This window comes from Burkholderia sp. NRF60-BP8, assembly GCF_001522585.2.
In the GTDB taxonomy this organism is placed as follows: Bacteria; Pseudomonadota; Gammaproteobacteria; order Burkholderiales; family Burkholderiaceae; genus Burkholderia.
In genome coordinates, this window is sequence record NZ_CP013372.1 from 1806346 (window position 1) to 1823955 (window position 17610).

Here is a 17610-nt window from a genome sequence, read left to right on the forward strand (position 1 = left end):
TCTCTGAATCACCAGTGGCGCGGCTTTTCGTCTTGTACTCGAATTCGCAAGCAGCTGCACTACGTCTCTCGACAATGCCGAGAGACGATGATCAAAGGGCATAAACTGTCAGTCGAACCGGCGGCTCGCATCGACTTCCCCCTTCAAATCTTGCCCAACCGCGCACGCTCGTCCGAACTCAACGCCGATCTCTGCGCCGGCCCCACTTGACCGAAGCCCAGCACCGACACCGCGTTCGACGCGTCATAGCCGACCTGCTGCTTGTGTTTCTTCCCGCCATCGCCGCCTGTATCGCCAAACCCCTCGACCTGCACCGAGATCGTCCAGCGACGTGGCGACACACCGGACGCATTGTTCTTGGCGATATCCTGCGCGACCTGGGTCGCGGCCGACGCGGCGGCACTCGCAGCCGTCAGCGCACCCGTATTTACCGCCTGCACGAGCGGGATGCCGCTCGCTTTACCGGTTACCTGAATGTTGTCCGTGTTCACGACACGCAGTGCTGCGACGTTCAGGTTACCTGCACGAATGCCCGCGTCGCCCGCATCGACCGTACCGCGCGGCGCAATCAGGTTGATCGTGCCGATCGGCACGCCCGGTACGCTCTGCAGTGTCGCGATACCGGCACCTGTGACCTGGCCACGCGTATCGACCGTGCAATAGTGGTTCGCGTCACACACATATTGCGGCGTCGGCGTGTCCGCCGACGACTTCGCGCCCTTGCCCGCGTTGATGTCGCCGTTCGAACTCCAGATCGTCATGTCGCCGCCCTGCTCGGTGAAAATGCGACTCTGCGCAAGCAGCACGCTGCGATCGGTGAAGATGTCGATGTCGCCTTTCTCGAGCGTGAGAATACCCATCGTACCGGGCCCGGCAATCACCGATCCGTCGCTCGCCACGACCTGCGGCGGCGCGGATGTGCTTCCGATCAGCGCCTGTCCGCCGGGACCCAGGATCGACACATTTCCGCCCTGCTGCGTCTGGATGGTCGTGCTTCGAATATCCAGGTCGCCCGTATCGATCACCTTGTTCGCGCCGTTGTTGCCGCCACCGAGGTTGTTGGCCGTATAGCCGAACGAGGACGGGAACATCGTATTGAGCGCCTCGTATCCGCGCGCATATTTCTGATAATACGGACTGGCCGGATTGTTGTAATCCTCACCTACGCTGGCCAGCACCTTGAACAAGACCTGTTCTGCAAACAACTGCTGAACGAACTGCGGAAGTGCCTTGAACTTCGACCATGCTGCGGCGGCAGTCAAAGGCTTGACTGCCGGTTGGTCCTTGACGAGGCCGGTATCGACCGAGAGGCCCGCCTCATACTGCTCCATGAACGTGATGAGTTCCGGCGTCGCGCCAGGTACGCCGGATACGGCACTCGCCGGATCGATATACGTCGAGACGAATGACGCAGTGTCAATGCCGGGCCCGATTCCGAACAGCACATTGACGTTCGCACTTTCATGCGGCAGGTACGGATTGTTCGCGTTGCCGATTGCGTCGATGCCCGTCAGTATGCCCTTCGCATTCCCCAGATTGCTCTGGTTGGTCAGCGGACCGATATTCCGCCCCGCCTGGATGTCGAACGTTCCCGGACCGCCCAGTGCCAGCACCGGTGCAACGAGCGGCTGCGGCTGCGACTGCTGCGGCGGCGTATCGTAGATGTCGCGCCCCGCCACGATACGCGTCACGTCTGACTTGCGCAGATTTTGTCCGAGGAACGACAGATTGACGATGTCCCGCCCAGCCTGAATCACCGCGGGCTTGTCGATCGCAACGGGAACCAGATTTCCGTAGAAGCCTGCGTCTCCTCCTGTCGTCTGAAGCACGCCATCGACGATGTCGCCATTGAGGCTGTAGATTCTTGCCGGCACGGGGTCGTCGGCATGCAACGCATTTGAGCCATGTGCCGCCGCCGATGCGATGTTCGGATTGACCATGAGAACATTCGGATTGGCGGGCGAAGGCATCGCGCCCGGGTCGACGTCGAGCATGCCGAACGCGGGTGCCCCGGCGAGCGCCATGCCGTTGCCGCTCGACAGGTTGACGGATTGGTCGGCGATCAGGCTCAGGTCGCCGGACGCTGACGGATAGAGCACACCGCTTGCCGCCACGGTGATGCCGCCCGTCAACGCGGTCAGGCTCACTGATGCCGGCAGGACCGACGAGAGATCGTTCGCCCCCGGAATCGATGTAGTCGGCGCACCGCCGCCGATCACGCCGACGGCCGAGAGCGTACCGATCGCGACATCGCCTGTCGTCGACGCAATATTGACCGCGGAGGTCGACGAATAGCCCTGCATGTCAGCGCGCTGCTTGTACGCATACAGCAGCGTATTGCTCTGCACATACGACGGATCGAACACACGCCCGACGCTCACGCCCTGACGCGCACTCACGTCGAGCACGCCGTCCTGCGTTGCCAGCAGCGTATCCACCGTTACCGGAGGTTGTCCGGTGAGTTGCGACGGCACCGCGAGATCCGAGCCGATCTTCCCGCCAGCCGTGATCGTCCCGGTCCCTTTGGCGACGAAATAACCGCCGCTCAAGATGTCTCCACCGGCTCGCACCGACAGGTTGCCGCCGCCGACCGTATTGACGGTCGGGGTATCCGTTTTCGTGCCGGTCAGCCACCACGTGGTCGGCAACGACACCGACAGATCGGAGATATTCCCGCCCGCCGACACGGAGACATTTCCGCCCACGCTCAACACGCCTTGATCGAACGCACCGAAGTTGATCGACGTCTGGACGGTCTGGATAACGGGAGTGGTCGCGCCGACCGACCCGGTCGGATTGCCGATCTGCATCCACTGCCACCAGAACGGACTGATGTTGGTGCCGGTCCGTCCAGTGACCGTGCCGTTCGTATCGGTCAGGTACTCGGCGCCCGTGATGTCGCCCTGCGCGTGGATCGTGATATCGCCAGCCGAATCGGGGCTGACGGTCGGCGTGATCAGAATGTCCTGATAGCCGGTTCCGGCGTGCAGGATCGCCACCGTGGGGCTACCGGATGGCGCGGACGCGGCAGGCGCGCCACCGGTATAAATCACGCCCGGCACGACCACATCCGAGTCGTTTGCTTGTGCGGTACCGGCATCGAACAACGCGACGCCGTTGCCCGCGGCCACATCGATGCCGCCCGTACCGGTTCGGATCGTCGTTGGTGCAAGCACGGCAAACCCACTGCTGTCGACGTAGGTCGTATGGCCGTCGAACGTGACACTCTTGCCGCTCGTTGTTTCGCCCGCAGCCAACGGCTGCAGTGCAAGCGGATTCGTGCTATTCAGATCGGCGCCCGCCACTACGCGGAACGAACTGCTCGTTCCACCCGTCAGCGACGAAGACTGGAGCGGAATCGGATTGGTCGCGACCGGCGTCGGCGCGGGCGAGTTGTCGGTTACGGCCGGCAGGCTGATCGTCGGCGTCCCGATCACCGAAACAGGTTGAACCGCTGGCGCGGCGGGAACATCCACTAGCGGATACTTCCCATTTTGATTCCGGAATCGAACGGAGTCGGCCAGATATTTCTGATACTGATTCAGATAAATCAGGTATGAACCGGGATCTACCGCTTGCTCGGCCGCCGAAGGCGCAATCGGCCCTTTCGGCTGACCAGCCGCGACCGCTCCGGCCGCGTTGAATCTCAGCTGATAGACGATACCGATATTGTTGTAAGTCGGAGCCCAATTCAGCTGCGACGAAAGGCTCGTCGCAGTCTGATCGAGAAAATTCGCGTACGCCATATAGAGCGCGTAGTATTCCGCGATCTCGTCCGGCGTTCCGCCGACCGGCTGTCCAGGGGCAAACGCCACACCCTTCTTGGCGTAGTACCAGATTCCGTACCCGTACGGGTACGCGTTGTAGCCCGACGGCAACTTGAAAATGGCATTCGCCTCGCTCAACGTCGACAACGGCGGCACCGCAATCGTCCCGCCGCCGCCCAGCGGGTTGGCGATCTGGAAGAACCCATCCGACAGGCTGGCATTCACCTTCACGTTGTTCTCGGCGCGCAGCGTCACGATCGGCGCCTGCCCGTCGAAACGGAACGCGAGATTCGTCGGCGACGCGCCCGCCCCGAGGTTCCAGTTCGTCAGCACCTGAATGTCGCCGCCGTTGATCGCCGGGCTCGGGTTGTCGAGCTCGATCCCCGGCACGATGCGCGTATTCGCGATGTTCTTTCCCGCGAACGGATCGACGAGCGTATCGAGCCCGTGTTGCACGAACCCCATCAGCGTTCCCGGCGTCGCGGTCGATGCATCGCCGTTCTGGTAGCCGTAGAAAGTCTGGTGATCCGTATTCGCACCGTTGCTCGCCGGCGCGAAATACATGTTGTTCAACCCGCCGAAACCAATATCCTTGTCACCACCTTGAAGCTGCGCCTGCGTGACACTCGCCGTTGCGCCCGTCGTCTGATTCGTCAGCGTGCCGCCACCCGACCCGTCCGGTGCGAACGAGAACGTCGCCGGCGTGCCGGACGTCCCTTGTGCCGTAAACGTGCCGGCCAGCAGATGCCCGCTCTTGTCATACCATCCCGCCGGATCGATGACGCCGTCGAAGTGCTGCGCGCCCGTCGTCGCGTCCGTCGTGCTCCATACCGCATACGCCTCGAGCGTCGTCGCGCGCGAGCCGACGATGCCCTTGCCGTCGTTGAACGTATCCGGCAGGTTGACCTTCACGCCGTTGTCGGCCAGCAACGGCGCGCGGAAATTCACCGTGCCGCCTGACAAACCGCCGGCCGTCCCGCCCGACACGTCGATCAGCGCATTCGCGCCGAGCGTGATCGCACCGGCGTTCGCACGCAGGATGTTCTCGTAACCATAGGTTGCGTTGTACGCGACCGAGTTGCCGTTCGCGTCGACGATCGTCGGATCGAACAATGCGGTCGTGCCGATGTTGACCTTCCCGCCGCGCTGATTCGGATCGGAGCCGCGCGCCAGCAGCGAACCTTCGACGTCCACACCGTTGCGGCCGTACAGATCGATCTCGCCGCCTGCCTTGCCGGACGCGTCGATCGTCCCGAGCACGTTCACGTTGCCGTTCGCCGTATCGGCCGGGCTTCCCGATCCGCCGTCGGCCGTCAGCAGCACCGAGTGCGCGGTCAGCGTGTTGCCCTGCGACAGCGTCAGGTTGCCTGTCTTCGTATGGACGGTGATCGCCTCGTTCACGCCGCTCGATGCCAGCGTCTTCGACAGCGCATCGAGATCGGCCGCGCCGCCCGTATTGAGCGAGAACGATCCGCCCGCATAGCCGCTCGCCGCGCCGCCCTTGATCGCGCCGTTCAGGTTCACGACCTGTTGCGGAGCCGACAGCGAAAGACTGCCTGCCGCGCCACCGCCAGTAGCCCCGGAGAAATCGAGCGTCGAGCCGGCCTGTACGTCGACGGTGCCCGCATCGGCCGTCAACGTAATTGACCCGGCCGGCGCGTAGCGCGTCACATCGAAAAACTGTTTCGACACGCCCGCCGAGCTGACCGTCGATCCGCCGCCGATCGTCAGGTTGCCGGCCGTCGCCTCGAGTGTCACGTTGCCGGCCGGCGCGCTGATCGTCGCACCGTTGTCGACGACGGTACCGCCGATGAAGGTCCATGCACCGCCGACCGCATCGCGCTTCAATGCCGTGCCCGACGCGCCGTTCAGCGTCAGTGCGCCCGTGGTCTTCACGGTGGCGGCCGAGCTCGTATCGGCAAGGTAGACCGGTGCATTGAGCGTGACCGGCAATGCGCCGAAGTCGAATGTGCCGGTACCCTGGCCGACGATGCCGGCCGCCGCGTTCATCACCGCCGAGCCGAAGCCGCTTGCCGCCTTCGTGCCCGTGCCGAAGTCGATCTCTTTCGCGTTGACCGTCAGCGTGCCGTTTCCGGCCGTCGTCGTGCCGGGCGCGGCGCCCATCTCGTTCGTGAACGCGACCTGCTGCGCATTCAGCGTCACGTGGCCGCCGTCGCTCGTGAACGTGCCGGCGCTCAGATCGACGCCGTTGCCGAACGTCGCGTTCACGTCGCCGACGAAGCCGATCGCACCGTAGCTGCGCAGCGTCACCTGCTGCGCATTTGCGAACTGTGCGAGACCGGCCGGATCGACGACGAAGCCCGGCAGGCTCGCCGCCGACGCGCCGCTCGCGTTGGTGAACGTAATCGCGGAGCCATCCGCCGTGATCGCCTTGGCCGACAGCACAGCGGACGGATCGACCTTCAGATCGCCGGACGAATCGAGCAGCAGCGCCTGTCCGCCCGTGAGCGTCGCGCCTGCGCCGACCGTCATCAAACCGTTGCCCGTGCCGCCGGTGCGCGACAACGGCGCCATCGCGCCGTTCGACACGCGCAGCAATGCGCCGTCGCCGGCGATCGCGATCGGTTGATCCTTGGCGGCCGGGTAATCGCCCTGGGCGGCGATCGACGCACCGGCATCGACGCGCAGGCCGTTCGCCGCGTTCGGATCGGTGCCGCTGCCGTCGGTCTTCGTGACGAGCAGGATCTCGGGGCCCTTCAGCGCCGTGTTGCCGTCGTTGGATACGACGACGCTGTTCGCGATCGGCGTGATCGTGACGCCGCTCGTCGTCGCCGCGCGCGTGCCGCCGATCAGCAGGCTGCCCGCGTTCAGCGAATCGAGCGCGTCGCTGCCGATCTGCAGATAGCCGGGCAGCGCCGCGCTGCCGTTACCGGTGATCTGGATCTCCTGCGACGCGATGTCGACCTGGGCCGGCGCGCCGCCCGCGCCGGCGGCCGCATTCAGCGTCGCGCCGAGCGTCAGCGCCTTCGTCGCCGCCAGCACCAGCTGACCGCCGTCCACCGGCAGCGGCGGCGTCACGTTGCCCTTCGTCGCGGCGAGTTTCGCGAAATAGGCGTTCGCGCCCGTCAGCGTGTATTGCGAGTACTGCTGCCACACGCCGTTCGACTGCACGTTGAACAGCGTCGGCGTCGCGCTTCGGCTGCCCGTCAACGCGTCGGCGAAATAGCCGGCCGTCACGACGGTGCCGTCCTGCAGCATCTGGCTCGCGCCCGGCACGAGATTGCCGGCCGTGTTCGACACCGTGACGCGATACGCGCCCGGCAACGTCGCGTACTTGCCCGGCAGCAGCGTGTAGTAGCCGGGCGCCAGCCCCGGCACGCCCGACAGATACACGGCCTTGCCGACCGGATCGGTCAGGCTCGCCTGCCCGACGCCCATCGTCGCCGTCGCGGTCGTCGGCGTACCGTTCGCATTGGTCGACGGTTGCTGCGTCTGTGCGAACACCGGGTCATAGGCGGCGACGGGAGATTGCGCGCCCGGCACGATCGCGTAGACGTTGCCCGCCCCGGCATTGACCGGCACGGCCGTCGCGCCCTTGCCGCTCGCATAGCTCACGTTGTATTGCGACAGCACGTCGCGCGTGCCGCCGGTGCCCGGCACCCATTCGGCGGCCTGCAGGTCGCCGCCGCCGGACAGGTCGATCGTCGCGCCCTTGTCGAGCGCGACATTGCTGCCGTTCACACCCACGTATTTCGCGGGCGGTGCGGTCAGGTCGGGCGTCGTGTTGCCGGCAAGCGGATTGAACTGCCACTCGACGCCGTCGATCGTCGTGCCGTACGGAATGACCGCGCCGCCGTTCGAGACCGACGTCACACTGCCGTTCGCCAGCTTCACCGAATCCGTTGCGACGAGCGAGAGGCCCGCAAACTGTGCTTGCGTCGCCACATTCGACGGATCGCCGACGCCGAACACGATCGCGCCGGACGGCGCGCGCACCGTGCCGCCCTGCACGATGTTCGTCGCGTCGACCAGCAGCGTACCCCCTGCGGACAGCGGCGTGCCCGACTCGCCATTCGACGCGAACGCGACCGTCGTCGACGCCGGTTTGCCTGTCGACGAATCGGTCGGACCAACCGCAGCGACGACGAACGTGCTGCCGGTCGACGGATACAGGTCGGCCGCCTTGAAGGTCAGATCGCCCGGCGTATAAAGAATCCCGGGCGCCAGACCCGGCGCCTGGGTCTGGCTCGCGTTCGTCGAACTCAGGCGGATATCGCCGCTGCTCATGAAGTTCGCGTGAGCAAAATTGTTGAGCTGGAACTGGTTCTTCAGATCGACGAACGACGCGTTCACGTTCAGCGTCGCATCGGACAGCGCCGCGACCGGATTGAACTTCGGCGCCTGCGACTGGATGAGCGGCCCCGACAATGCGACGTAGGGCGCATCGATTTCCACCGTCGTGCCGAGCGGTGCTTGCGGCGCTTGTGCCAGTACCGCGTCGACCGTCGACGCGATCGTCCCGTCCGGTTTGCGTACCGGCGGCGTCGACAGCAGCGTCGACAACTGTCCCATGTCGATGGCCGCGATGCGGCCCGCATTCAGGCTCACCGATTCCGGCAGTGACAGTGTCACGTCGCCCGCAAACAGAATCGGTGTCGGCGACACGCCGAAAAGATTAGGCGGCGTGTCGCTGCCGAGCACCAGATTCGCGATGCCGGATCCTTTCAACCGGTCGGCCGAGAACTGAAGAACGCCGGTCGGCTGACCGATCGGCAAGCCGGTCGTCGGATCGATCGCCGACGCAAAGTCCTGCCCCGGTGCCAACCCGGCGGGCGCGAGCGTGCCGTCTTGCCGCACGACCAGAGCCGTGCCGGTCGCGCCATCGTTCTGATGCGGCAGGATCGTCAGCGTGCCGCCTCGCGCCTGCGCCGCGCCCGGATGGGCCTGCAGCGTCGCATCCGCGAACAGGCCGTTCGCCGCCAATAGCGTCATCGAGCCGGCATCGCTCCATACTGGTCGAGACGCATACGTGCCGTTCGCCTGCAATTGGTCGAAATTCGTCGACGCACCCGATACGTCGATCTTCGAGCCGGCCTGCGCAACGACGTAACCCGTATCGCTCGACAGCGTCACCGAGCCGCCGGGCAGCACCTTGCCCGTATTCGGCACGACGGTGGTCCCGCCGATCTTGACCGGTGCCGCGAGCGGATTGGCTACCGCGGTACCCGACACGTCCAGCGTCGCATCCGAGCCGAGCCAGACCGACTGGCTTGAACTTCGGGCGCCGGTGTTGAACTGTCCCGTCTGCGCGAACGTGCCCGCCCCGTCCGCACTCAACGTGATCGATCCCCCCGGCGCGACGATCGTGCCGAGTACCGTGACCTGCGTCGGCGAGCCGAGTCCGATGCTCGAGCCCGCATCGGCATGAATCGACGCGCCCTCCGACAGCGTGACCGCACCGGTCACACCCGGGTACGTCGGCGCCGCATCTGCCGATGTAAGCCATGACGTGTAATTGCCGCCCGTCAGCACCAGGCTCGTCGCCTGCCGGTGATACGCATCGAGCTGGCCGATCGACGTCAGGCCGCCCGACGACAGGTTCGCGCCCGTACCGGCCTGCTGAAGCGCGGCCTCCGGGATGCGGTTCAATTGCGTCACGCCGACCGTGGCGCCCGGCGCGACGGTCGCATCGTAATATGCGTTCAGCACGTACTTGCCGAACCCCTGCCGCGCAAAGAAGCTCTCCGGGAGATAGACGTCCCACGGCGACGCGGCCGCCGCATCGCCGCCGATCCGGAAGCCGAGCGCCTGCAGCGTCAGCGTGCCCCCCCCTGAAAAACCGTCGCTCAGGATCGTACCGCCCAGGGCAAGGGTGCCGGCCGTCGGCTGCGCCGCGGGCAAATACGCGCCACCGCCGCCGTCGGTCGTATGGCCATACTGTTTCGACTGAGGCGCCGCATACGTCTGCAGCGACACGTTGCCGCCACGCCCGGCCGGCACGCCGTTCTGCATCAGCATCTGGCCGTTCGCCAGCATCTCGCCGCCGCTCGACACGTCCAGCACGCTGCCGGGCTGCAGCAGGATCGAGCCGGTCGTGTCCGCATAGCCGACGCCGGGCACGTTCAGCGAATTCTGGATGGCCGACAGCGAGATGGTGCCGCCATTGACGAACTGACCGTTGCCCGGCGTCGTACCGGGTGCGGCCTGCACGTCGTTGTTGACCCATTGACCGGCAGCGCTGATCACCGCTTCCGGTCCCACGACGACGTTGCCGCCGCTCGACAGGGCGATCGAGCCCGACGGCACGATCAGCTTGCCTGCCACATTGACGTCGGCGCCGGGACGGGCGCTGTTGAGCGAAACGGAGCCACCCGGCTGCAACGTCAGTTGCGTGCCTTGCGAAACGACGATCCCGGTGCCGCCGACCTTGTCCTCGGTCACGTTCAGATTCGCGAAGCCGCCGCTGTTCAACGTCGCGACCGGCACAACGGTGGTCGACAGCACGTTGCGCGGGTCCGCGGCGGGCAGCGCCTGCAACGTCTTGGTGTCCAGCGGGGTATCGATCGAGAAACCCGGCGTGACCTCGTCGAGCGACGGTGCGTTGTCCTGCAGCACGACGAGGCCGACAGTGCCGGTTCCGGCGGGATGGCCGTTCGACGTCAGATTGACCAGTGCAGCGCCATCGAGCTTCGGATCGGCGCCGAGGTTGAACGTCCCGCCGCTCGGCAGGCTGTTGCCCTGCATCTGTTTCGAGCCGCCGAACGCCTGCGCGCTGATCTCGCCGTCGAGTACCGCCGCCTGCGACGCATAGACGTCGAGCGTGCCCGCATTGCCGCCGACGATATAGTCGCCCTGGTACGCCCCCGCCGTCTGCAGCGGGTTGTACCAGGACTTCGTCACTCCCCAGCGCGGATGGGATTCGATAAATTGACCCGCGATGCCGATGTAGGTGTCGTACGGGCTCGCCTGTCCGATCGGCACGATGGCGCCGTTCGCATCGACCAGCCGCGTCGTGTTGACCATCCCGCCGTCGTAATGCACGTAACCGCCGTTCAGGTTCATCGACGAACCTGCCGCGGTCATCACCTCGTTGCCGGACAGCGTGATCGACCCGCCATTGGTCAGCAACTGATCGACCGTGCGCGGAATCAGGCTTACATACCCCGACAGGTTCAGGATCGGGCTGCCGACCCATTGCACGCCGTCGCTGCGCGTGCCCGTCAGCGTGCTGTCGAACACGAGGCCCTTGTACCCGAGCAGGAACCCGTTGCGCAGCAGCGGCGAATCCGCGAGTTCGTTCTGGCCGATCCGGTCGACCGTCACGAGCGTCTGCGAGATCGGCACTTCGACGTTCGCAAGGCCGGACACGTCGATCGTCGCGCCGTTATCGACATAGATGCGGCCCGGCACAGCGGTTTGACCTGCCGGCGTCTGCGCCCCGGACGTGGACGGCGTCAGCGCCGTGACGGTGACCTTCGACCCGGGCGCCTCGATCAGCGAGCCGCCCTGGAGCCAGATCGACCCGGCCGTCATGCCGATGCTGCCTGGCGTGAAGGTCGCGCCCGGCGTGGAAGGCGTCGTCTGGCCGTTGCCGTCCGGCATCACCGTCGTCACCGAATCGGGACCGAAGCTAAGCAGGCCGGCACGATGCGTGTCGCCGCCGGTGCTTTGCTGGCTCATCGTCACAAGCGCCTGCCCGAGATACGCGGCCCCGGCCGGATTGTTGGATTGGTATTCGTCGACCGTGGAAATCGTGATTGCGCCCGGCGCGTTGACGCTCGTCGTCACGCCCACCACGCCGTCCTGGGCGACCCGACTGCCGAGCAGGTTCACGTTGCCGCGCGCCGCTTCGACGATACCCGTGTTGGTCAGCGTGCCGGCCGGCGTGATGTCGGTCGCCTGGCCGTTCGGTCCAAGCAGCAGAATCTGCCCGCTCAATTCCGGCAGCAGCACCTGCGGATTGACTTTACCGGAACCGTTCGGCCGCAGGCTCACGCCGACCCCGGCCGCGAGCACGACCTGCCCGTCCGTCGCCTTGATGTGCCCCGCATTCGTCACGTTCGGCGCCGCGATCATCACGAAGCCGCCGTCGCTGACGTTGCCGTTCGCATGCGTGGTGATCGATGCACCCTGCTCGATGGTGATATCGCCCCACGGTCGATACTGGCCGGCCGACGTGAGGTTGACCTGATTGCCGAGGCCGAGCACCTCGTTCGGAACCTGGCTGTCGCCATTCACCCCCGTCGAGCTACCCGACTCCGGATACGCCAGCCCACCTGTCGTCCCGGCGGGCAAACTCAGGAACTGCTTGTTGCTCGCGACGATCCCCGCGGCGTCCTGCGCAAGACTGCTGTCCGTCACAACCGGCACCCTGTTCTGCATGGCCTGGTTGTAATTGTTCATGTTCAGCACATCGAGCGACGACGCCACCAGCGAATGCACGTTCACCTGCGACCCGGCGCCGAACAGCACCCCATTCCGATTGATCACATACACCGCCCCCTGCGCGGTGATGTTCCCCAGAATCTGGCTCGGCCGCCCGCTCGGATCGTTGACCCGGTTCAACACAGCCCAGTTGTTCGCCCCATTCGTCTGCGTCCCGCCCGACTGATCGAAATTCAGCGTCGTCTGCCGCCCGACGTTCATCGTCTCCCACGTCAGCACCGCGTTCTGCCCGGTCTGCTTCACGTCCACGTTCACGTGGCCGTTCGCGTCGGTACTCTGCGTCGGCGCGTTCGCGTTGAACCACAGCACCGGATTGTTCGTATCGCCCGACGCGCCCGCCGCCACCTGCAGCCCGCCCGGCGCCAGCCCGTTCGGCACGGTCGACGGCAGCTTCGCCGCCGCGGCCGCCGCATTCTGCTGCGCGGCGATCTGCGCGGCGATCGCGTGCGCCGCATAACCGAGGTTGCGGATCGACGGCTGGCTGGCCTGCAGCGCCTGCTGCGGCGACACGCCGAGATTCGGCACGCCCGGCATGCCGCCGATGCTGCCCGCGCCCCCACCCGCCGCACGCGCGGTGGCCTGCCCGAGGTTCATGATGCCCGCCCCATGCGCATGCGCCGACACGCCCGCCGCGAGCATCAGCACGACCGCCCGGTACAGCGGGCTCAGTTCCGATTTCAGGACCGACCGCGAGGCCGTTGCGCGAGGTTGCCGTTCCGTACGTGCGCGTGCTGCCATTCTTTCCACCCCGATGCTAGGAATTTGCATGCGGCGCCGGTCGGGCACCGCACATGTCGTTGCGCCTGAAACAGGCCGCTGGAATCCGAAGACCATACGAAGCGCGAATGGCAGCGACATGGCGACTGTTACGGACCATTCCGGCCGCCGTGAAAAGGTCCGTAGCTTTTGTCATGGAAGGCCGGTCACGCCGGTTGGGCGCGCGTGCGAGCCGCTGCGCCGAGCGCGGCAGCCACCCGCTCGACCGCCGCCGGCCAGTCGCCGGGCCGCGCCTGCCGGAACAACCTCGCGGACGGATACCACGGGCAGTCGTCGCGTTCGAGCAGCCAGCGCCAGTCCGGCACGCGCGGCAGCAGCACCCAGACGGGCCGCCCGAGCGCGCCGGCCAGATGCGCGACCGACGTGTCGACGCCGATCACCAGATCCAGCGTGTCGACCAGCGCCGCCGTCTCGGAGAAATCCGTGAGCGCGTCCGCGAACGACAGCACGGCGCTTGAGGCGAACGCATCGGCATCCCGGGCCCGCACCTGCGGCTGCAGGCTCACGAACGTCACGTCGAGCGCACCGCACCCGACGAGCGGCGCGAGCGCGGCGAACGGTATCGAGCGATTCTCGTCGTTCGCATGACGCGGATTGCCGGACCACGCGAGCCCGACCCGCAATCGGCCCGACGGCGCAAGTGCATCGAGCCGCTGCACCCACGCAGCGCGCCTTCGCGCATCGGCGCGCAGGTACGGCACGTCGGCCGGCACCGTATCGAGCGTCGTGCGGAACGCATACGGCAGGCTCATCAGCGGACACTGCAGGTCGAACGCCGGCATCGGCTGCCCTTCGGTGACGACCCGGCTCACGCCGCGCAACGTGCCGAGCAGTTCGCCGAGCGCGGCCGGCGCCTCGACGATCACGGTCGCGCCGAGGTCATGTGCGAGGCTTGCGTAGCGGCAGAACTGCAGCGTGTCGCCGTATCCCTGCTCGGCATGCAGCAGCAGCGTGCGGCCCGCGAGCGGTTCGTCGCCGGTCCACCGCGGCCGGTCCGCATGACGCCGGTGCAGCATCACGTCGGCCGCCTCCCAGCGCGCCTCGTGCTGCCGCCAGCCTGCGTCGAAATCGCCCGCGAGCAGCAGGCAGAACGCTAGCGAGCGACGAGCGGCCCCATGATTTGGATCGCGTCGGCATGCGTCCGCATAGTCGGTCAGCGCCGCGTCGTCGTCGCCGATGTGCTGGTGCGCCAGCGCACGCGTGAACAAGGCCTGCGCCGTGTCCGCGGGCGCGCCGGCCGCCGCCGCATGGCTCGCGAGCGCCTCGTCGTAACGGCCGAGCTGCTGCAGCGCGAGCGCGCGGTTGTAATGCAGTTCCACATGCGGGCCCGTCAGCGCCAGCGCCGCGTCGTAATCGGCGAGCGCGTCGTCGAACCGGCCGAGCGCACGCAGCGCGGCCGCGCGGTTGCGGCGCGCGTCGATATCGTCGGAATCGCGCGCCAGCGCATGCGCGTAGGCTTCTGCGGCTTCCGCATGGCGCTCGAGCCCCAGCAGCGCATTGCCGCGCCCGACCCACGCCGCGACGTGGTCGCGATTCAACGCGAGCAGCCGGTCGCAGCGCTTCAGCAATTCGTCGCGGGCGTGCAGCAGATCCAGCGCGACGCAACTCGCGTACAGCAGCTGCTCGTCGTTCGGCAGTCGCGCGAGCCCTTCGTCGAGACACGCGAGCGCGTCGGCCGGGCGGCCGAGTTCGGTCATCACGACGCCGCATGCGTAGACGAGCTCGGGCGTCTTGCCGCGCACGACCATCGCAAGCTGATAGCTGTGCAGCGCTTGCTCGCGATGGCCGAGCGCGCGCAGCGCATGTCCGCGCTCGATGTTCGCGGCCGCATCGTTCGGGTCGATCCGCAACGCGCGCTCGATGCTGATCAGCGCATCGGCGGGCCGCTCGAGCCGCCGCAGCGTCTCGCCGCGCTTGCGCCACGCGGTGGCGTGCGCCGGTTCGCGCACGAGCGCCCGATCGTAGGCCGCGAGCGCCGCGTCGTATTGCCCGAGCCCGAGTAGCGCATCGCCGCGTGCCGCATGCGACGGCGCATGGTCCGGATCGGTCGCGAGCGCGCGATCGGCGAGTGCGAGTGCGTCGCGATGACGGCCGACACCGGTCAGCGCCGCCGCGTGGTTCGCCAGGTTCCACGGCTGGTTCAGTCCGAACTTCATCGAGCGCGCGATCAGCGGCTCCGCCCTTGCGGGATCGCCGAGCTGCAGATGCACGAGGCCCAGCAGGTGCAGCGCTTCGACATGATCCGGCGCCATCGTCAGTACGCCTTCGTAGAGTCGCCCGGCCCCCGCGAAGTCGCGCTGTTCGAGACGTGTGCGCGCATTGCGCAGCGCGTCGGCGAGCACCGCATGCAGCGGCATGGCCGCGGCGCCCGGTACGGCACCGGCCATCGGCGCGGCCTCGCGGCGCACACTCATTGCGCGCCTCCGCCGACGAGCGCCGGCAACTCGGCCGCGATCCGCTCGACGACGGGCGCCCACTGCCCGCCCTCGGGCTGGCGGAACAGCCGCGCCGACGGATACCACGGGCTGTCGTCGCGATCGAGCAGCCAGCGGAAATCGGGCGTATGCGGGATCATCAGCGCGAGCGGCCGGCCGAGTGCGCCGGCAAGGTGCGCGACGGACGTATCGACGCTGACGATGCCGTCCATCAGCGCGGTCAGCGCCGCCGTATCGGCGAAGTCATGGAGTGCGTCGCCGACGAAGCGCACCGCACTCGCGTCGAGCACCGGCCGATCGTCGTCGCGGACCACCTTTTGCAGGCTGATCCACTCGTAACGGTCGTCGAACAGCGGCAGCAGATCCGCGAGCGTCATCGAGCGGTTGCGGTCGTTCAGGTGCAGCGGGTTGCCGGACCACACGACGCCGATGCGCGGCCGCGTCACTGCGCCGAGCCGTTCGCGCCACTGCGCGACACGCACGGGGTCGGCGGCCAGATACGGTATGCCGGCCGGAATCGACGCGAGGTCCGTGCGAAACTCGAGCGGCAGGCTCAGCAGCGGGCAATGCAGGTCGAACGGCGGCAGCGGCTCGCCGCGCGCGACGAGCGTGTCGACGCCGTCGAGCGTCGTGAACAGCGTCTTCAGCTCGACCGGCGCTTCGAGCACGACGCGCGCGCCGAGCGCCTTCACGAGCGGGACGTAGCGGCAGAACTGCAGCGTGTCGCCGAGCCCCTGTTCCGGGTACAGCAGGATCGTCTTGCCGTCGAGCGGCATCCCGTGCGTCCAGCGCGGCTGCGCGAACGTGCGCCGGCTCGCGTCGAGCTGCGTGTCGCGCCAGCGCCATTCGTACTCGGCCCAGCCGGCTTCGAAATCGCCGATCGACAAACACAGGAACGCGCGCATGCAGTGCGCGAGCACGTAGTCGGGATCGATGTCGATCGCATCCGCATACGCCTGCCGCGCGTCGTCGTGACGCCGCAGCGCGCGCAACGCATTGCCCTTGTGGAAGTGCGCGAGCTTGTCGCACGGCGTCGCGTCGATCACGCGCGCGAAATCGTCGAGCGCGGCCGCGTAGCGATGCGTTTCGAGCGCCGCGCGGCCGCGCGTGAACCACGCCGGCACATAGTTTTCGGCAAGCGCTAGCGCGCGGTCGCACATGTCGCGCGCGTCGTCGTGACGCTCGACGCGCATCAGCGCGCTCGCATAGTTGCACAGCACGCCGGGGCTCTCCGGTTCCACGTCGAGCGCACGCGCATAGCTGTCGACCGCGTCGCGATAACGCTCCAGATGACTGGCCGCATTGCCGCGGTTCGCCAGCGCCCGCGCATGGTGCGGATCGATCGCGAGCACGCGGTCGCAGCGCACGAGCGCCTCGTCGTGCCGGCCGAGCTGCTCGAGTGCGATCGAACTGTTGAAGATCGCATCGACGAAGGTCGGGCTCGCCGCGATCGCCGCGTTGAAATCCGCGAGCGCGCGTTCGGGCTCGTGCAGATCCAGATACGCGACGCCGCGCAGGAACAGCACCTCGGCGCTGCCGGGCGTCTGCGCGAGTGCGTGGCCGTAGCTGTCGACCGCATCGCGGAAGCGGCCGAGTTCGCGCAGCGCGAGGCCGCGCCCGCGCATCGCGTCGAACGAACGCCCGGCCAGCGCGATCGAGCGATCGCAGTCGGCGAGCGCGTCGTCGTGGCGGCCGAGCGCGCGCAGCATGTCGCTGCGCTTCACATAGCCGTCGGCAAAACCGGGCGTCAGCGCGAGCAGCCGATCGTAGACCGCACACGCGTCGTCGTACCGCGCGAGTTGCGCGAGCAGGCCCGCACGCTGAAACAGCACGCGCTGATGGACCGGATTGATCTCGAGCGCTTCGTCGAGCCGCGCGAGCGCGTCGTGCGCGCGCCCGAGCCCGGTCAGCACCGCCGCGTAATTCGCGAGCGCGAGCGGCGCCGGCTGGCGCTCGATCGAGCGCCGCATCAGCGGTTCGGCATCGGCCAGCCGCCCTTGCTGGAAGCGCACCGCGCCGAGCAGGTGCAGCGCCTCCGGATGCTCGGGATCGAGCGTCAGCAATTCGGTATAAGCGTGTTCCGCGTGCTGCAGCGCGCCGTCGTGGTGTGCCTTGCGCGCACGCAAGAGCAGCCGGTCGAGTTGCGCGGCGTCGGGCGGACGGCGATCCGGCGCGACCGGCGCGCTCGCGAGTGTCGTCCCTTCCCCGTTCGGTGTCATCGTGTG

The 17610-nt window shown here is 67.2% G+C and carries 3 protein-coding genes; all 3 read right to left on the reverse strand.

Features of this window, described 5'->3' with window-relative positions; translation table 11 throughout:
- Positions 1–143: 143 nt before the first annotated feature.
- Positions 144–13031 (reverse strand): filamentous haemagglutinin family protein, encoded by a 12888-nt coding sequence (locus WS54_RS08460; protein ID WP_442861307.1) that lies wholly within the window; start codon positions 13029–13031, stop codon positions 144–146.
- Positions 13032–13096: 65 nt separating this feature from the next.
- Entirely contained in the window at positions 13097–15364 is a 2268-nt protein-coding gene (locus WS54_RS08465; RefSeq protein ID WP_082725131.1) for a tetratricopeptide repeat protein, read from the reverse strand.
- Positions 15361–17604 carry a tetratricopeptide repeat protein gene (locus tag WS54_RS08470; RefSeq protein ID WP_059783008.1) on the reverse strand — a complete coding sequence of 748 codons (2244 nt, stop codon included), beginning with the start codon at positions 17602–17604 and terminating at the stop codon, positions 15361–15363. Before WS54_RS08470 ends, WS54_RS08465 begins: the two co-directional genes overlap by 4 nt.
- Between the last annotated feature and the right edge of the window lie 6 nt (positions 17605–17610).

Coding starts and splice junctions, on each gene's coding strand:
- WS54_RS08470 (WP_059783008.1), bottom strand. CDS start 17,604: ATGACACCGAACGGGGAAGGGACGACACTCGCGAGCGCGCCGGTCGCG.
- WS54_RS08465 (WP_082725131.1), bottom strand. CDS start 15,364: ATGAGTGTGCGCCGCGAGGCCGCGCCGATGGCCGGTGCCGTACCGGGC.
- WS54_RS08460 (WP_442861307.1), bottom strand. CDS start 13,031: ATGTCGCTGCCATTCGCGCTTCGTATGGTCTTCGGATTCCAGCGGCCT.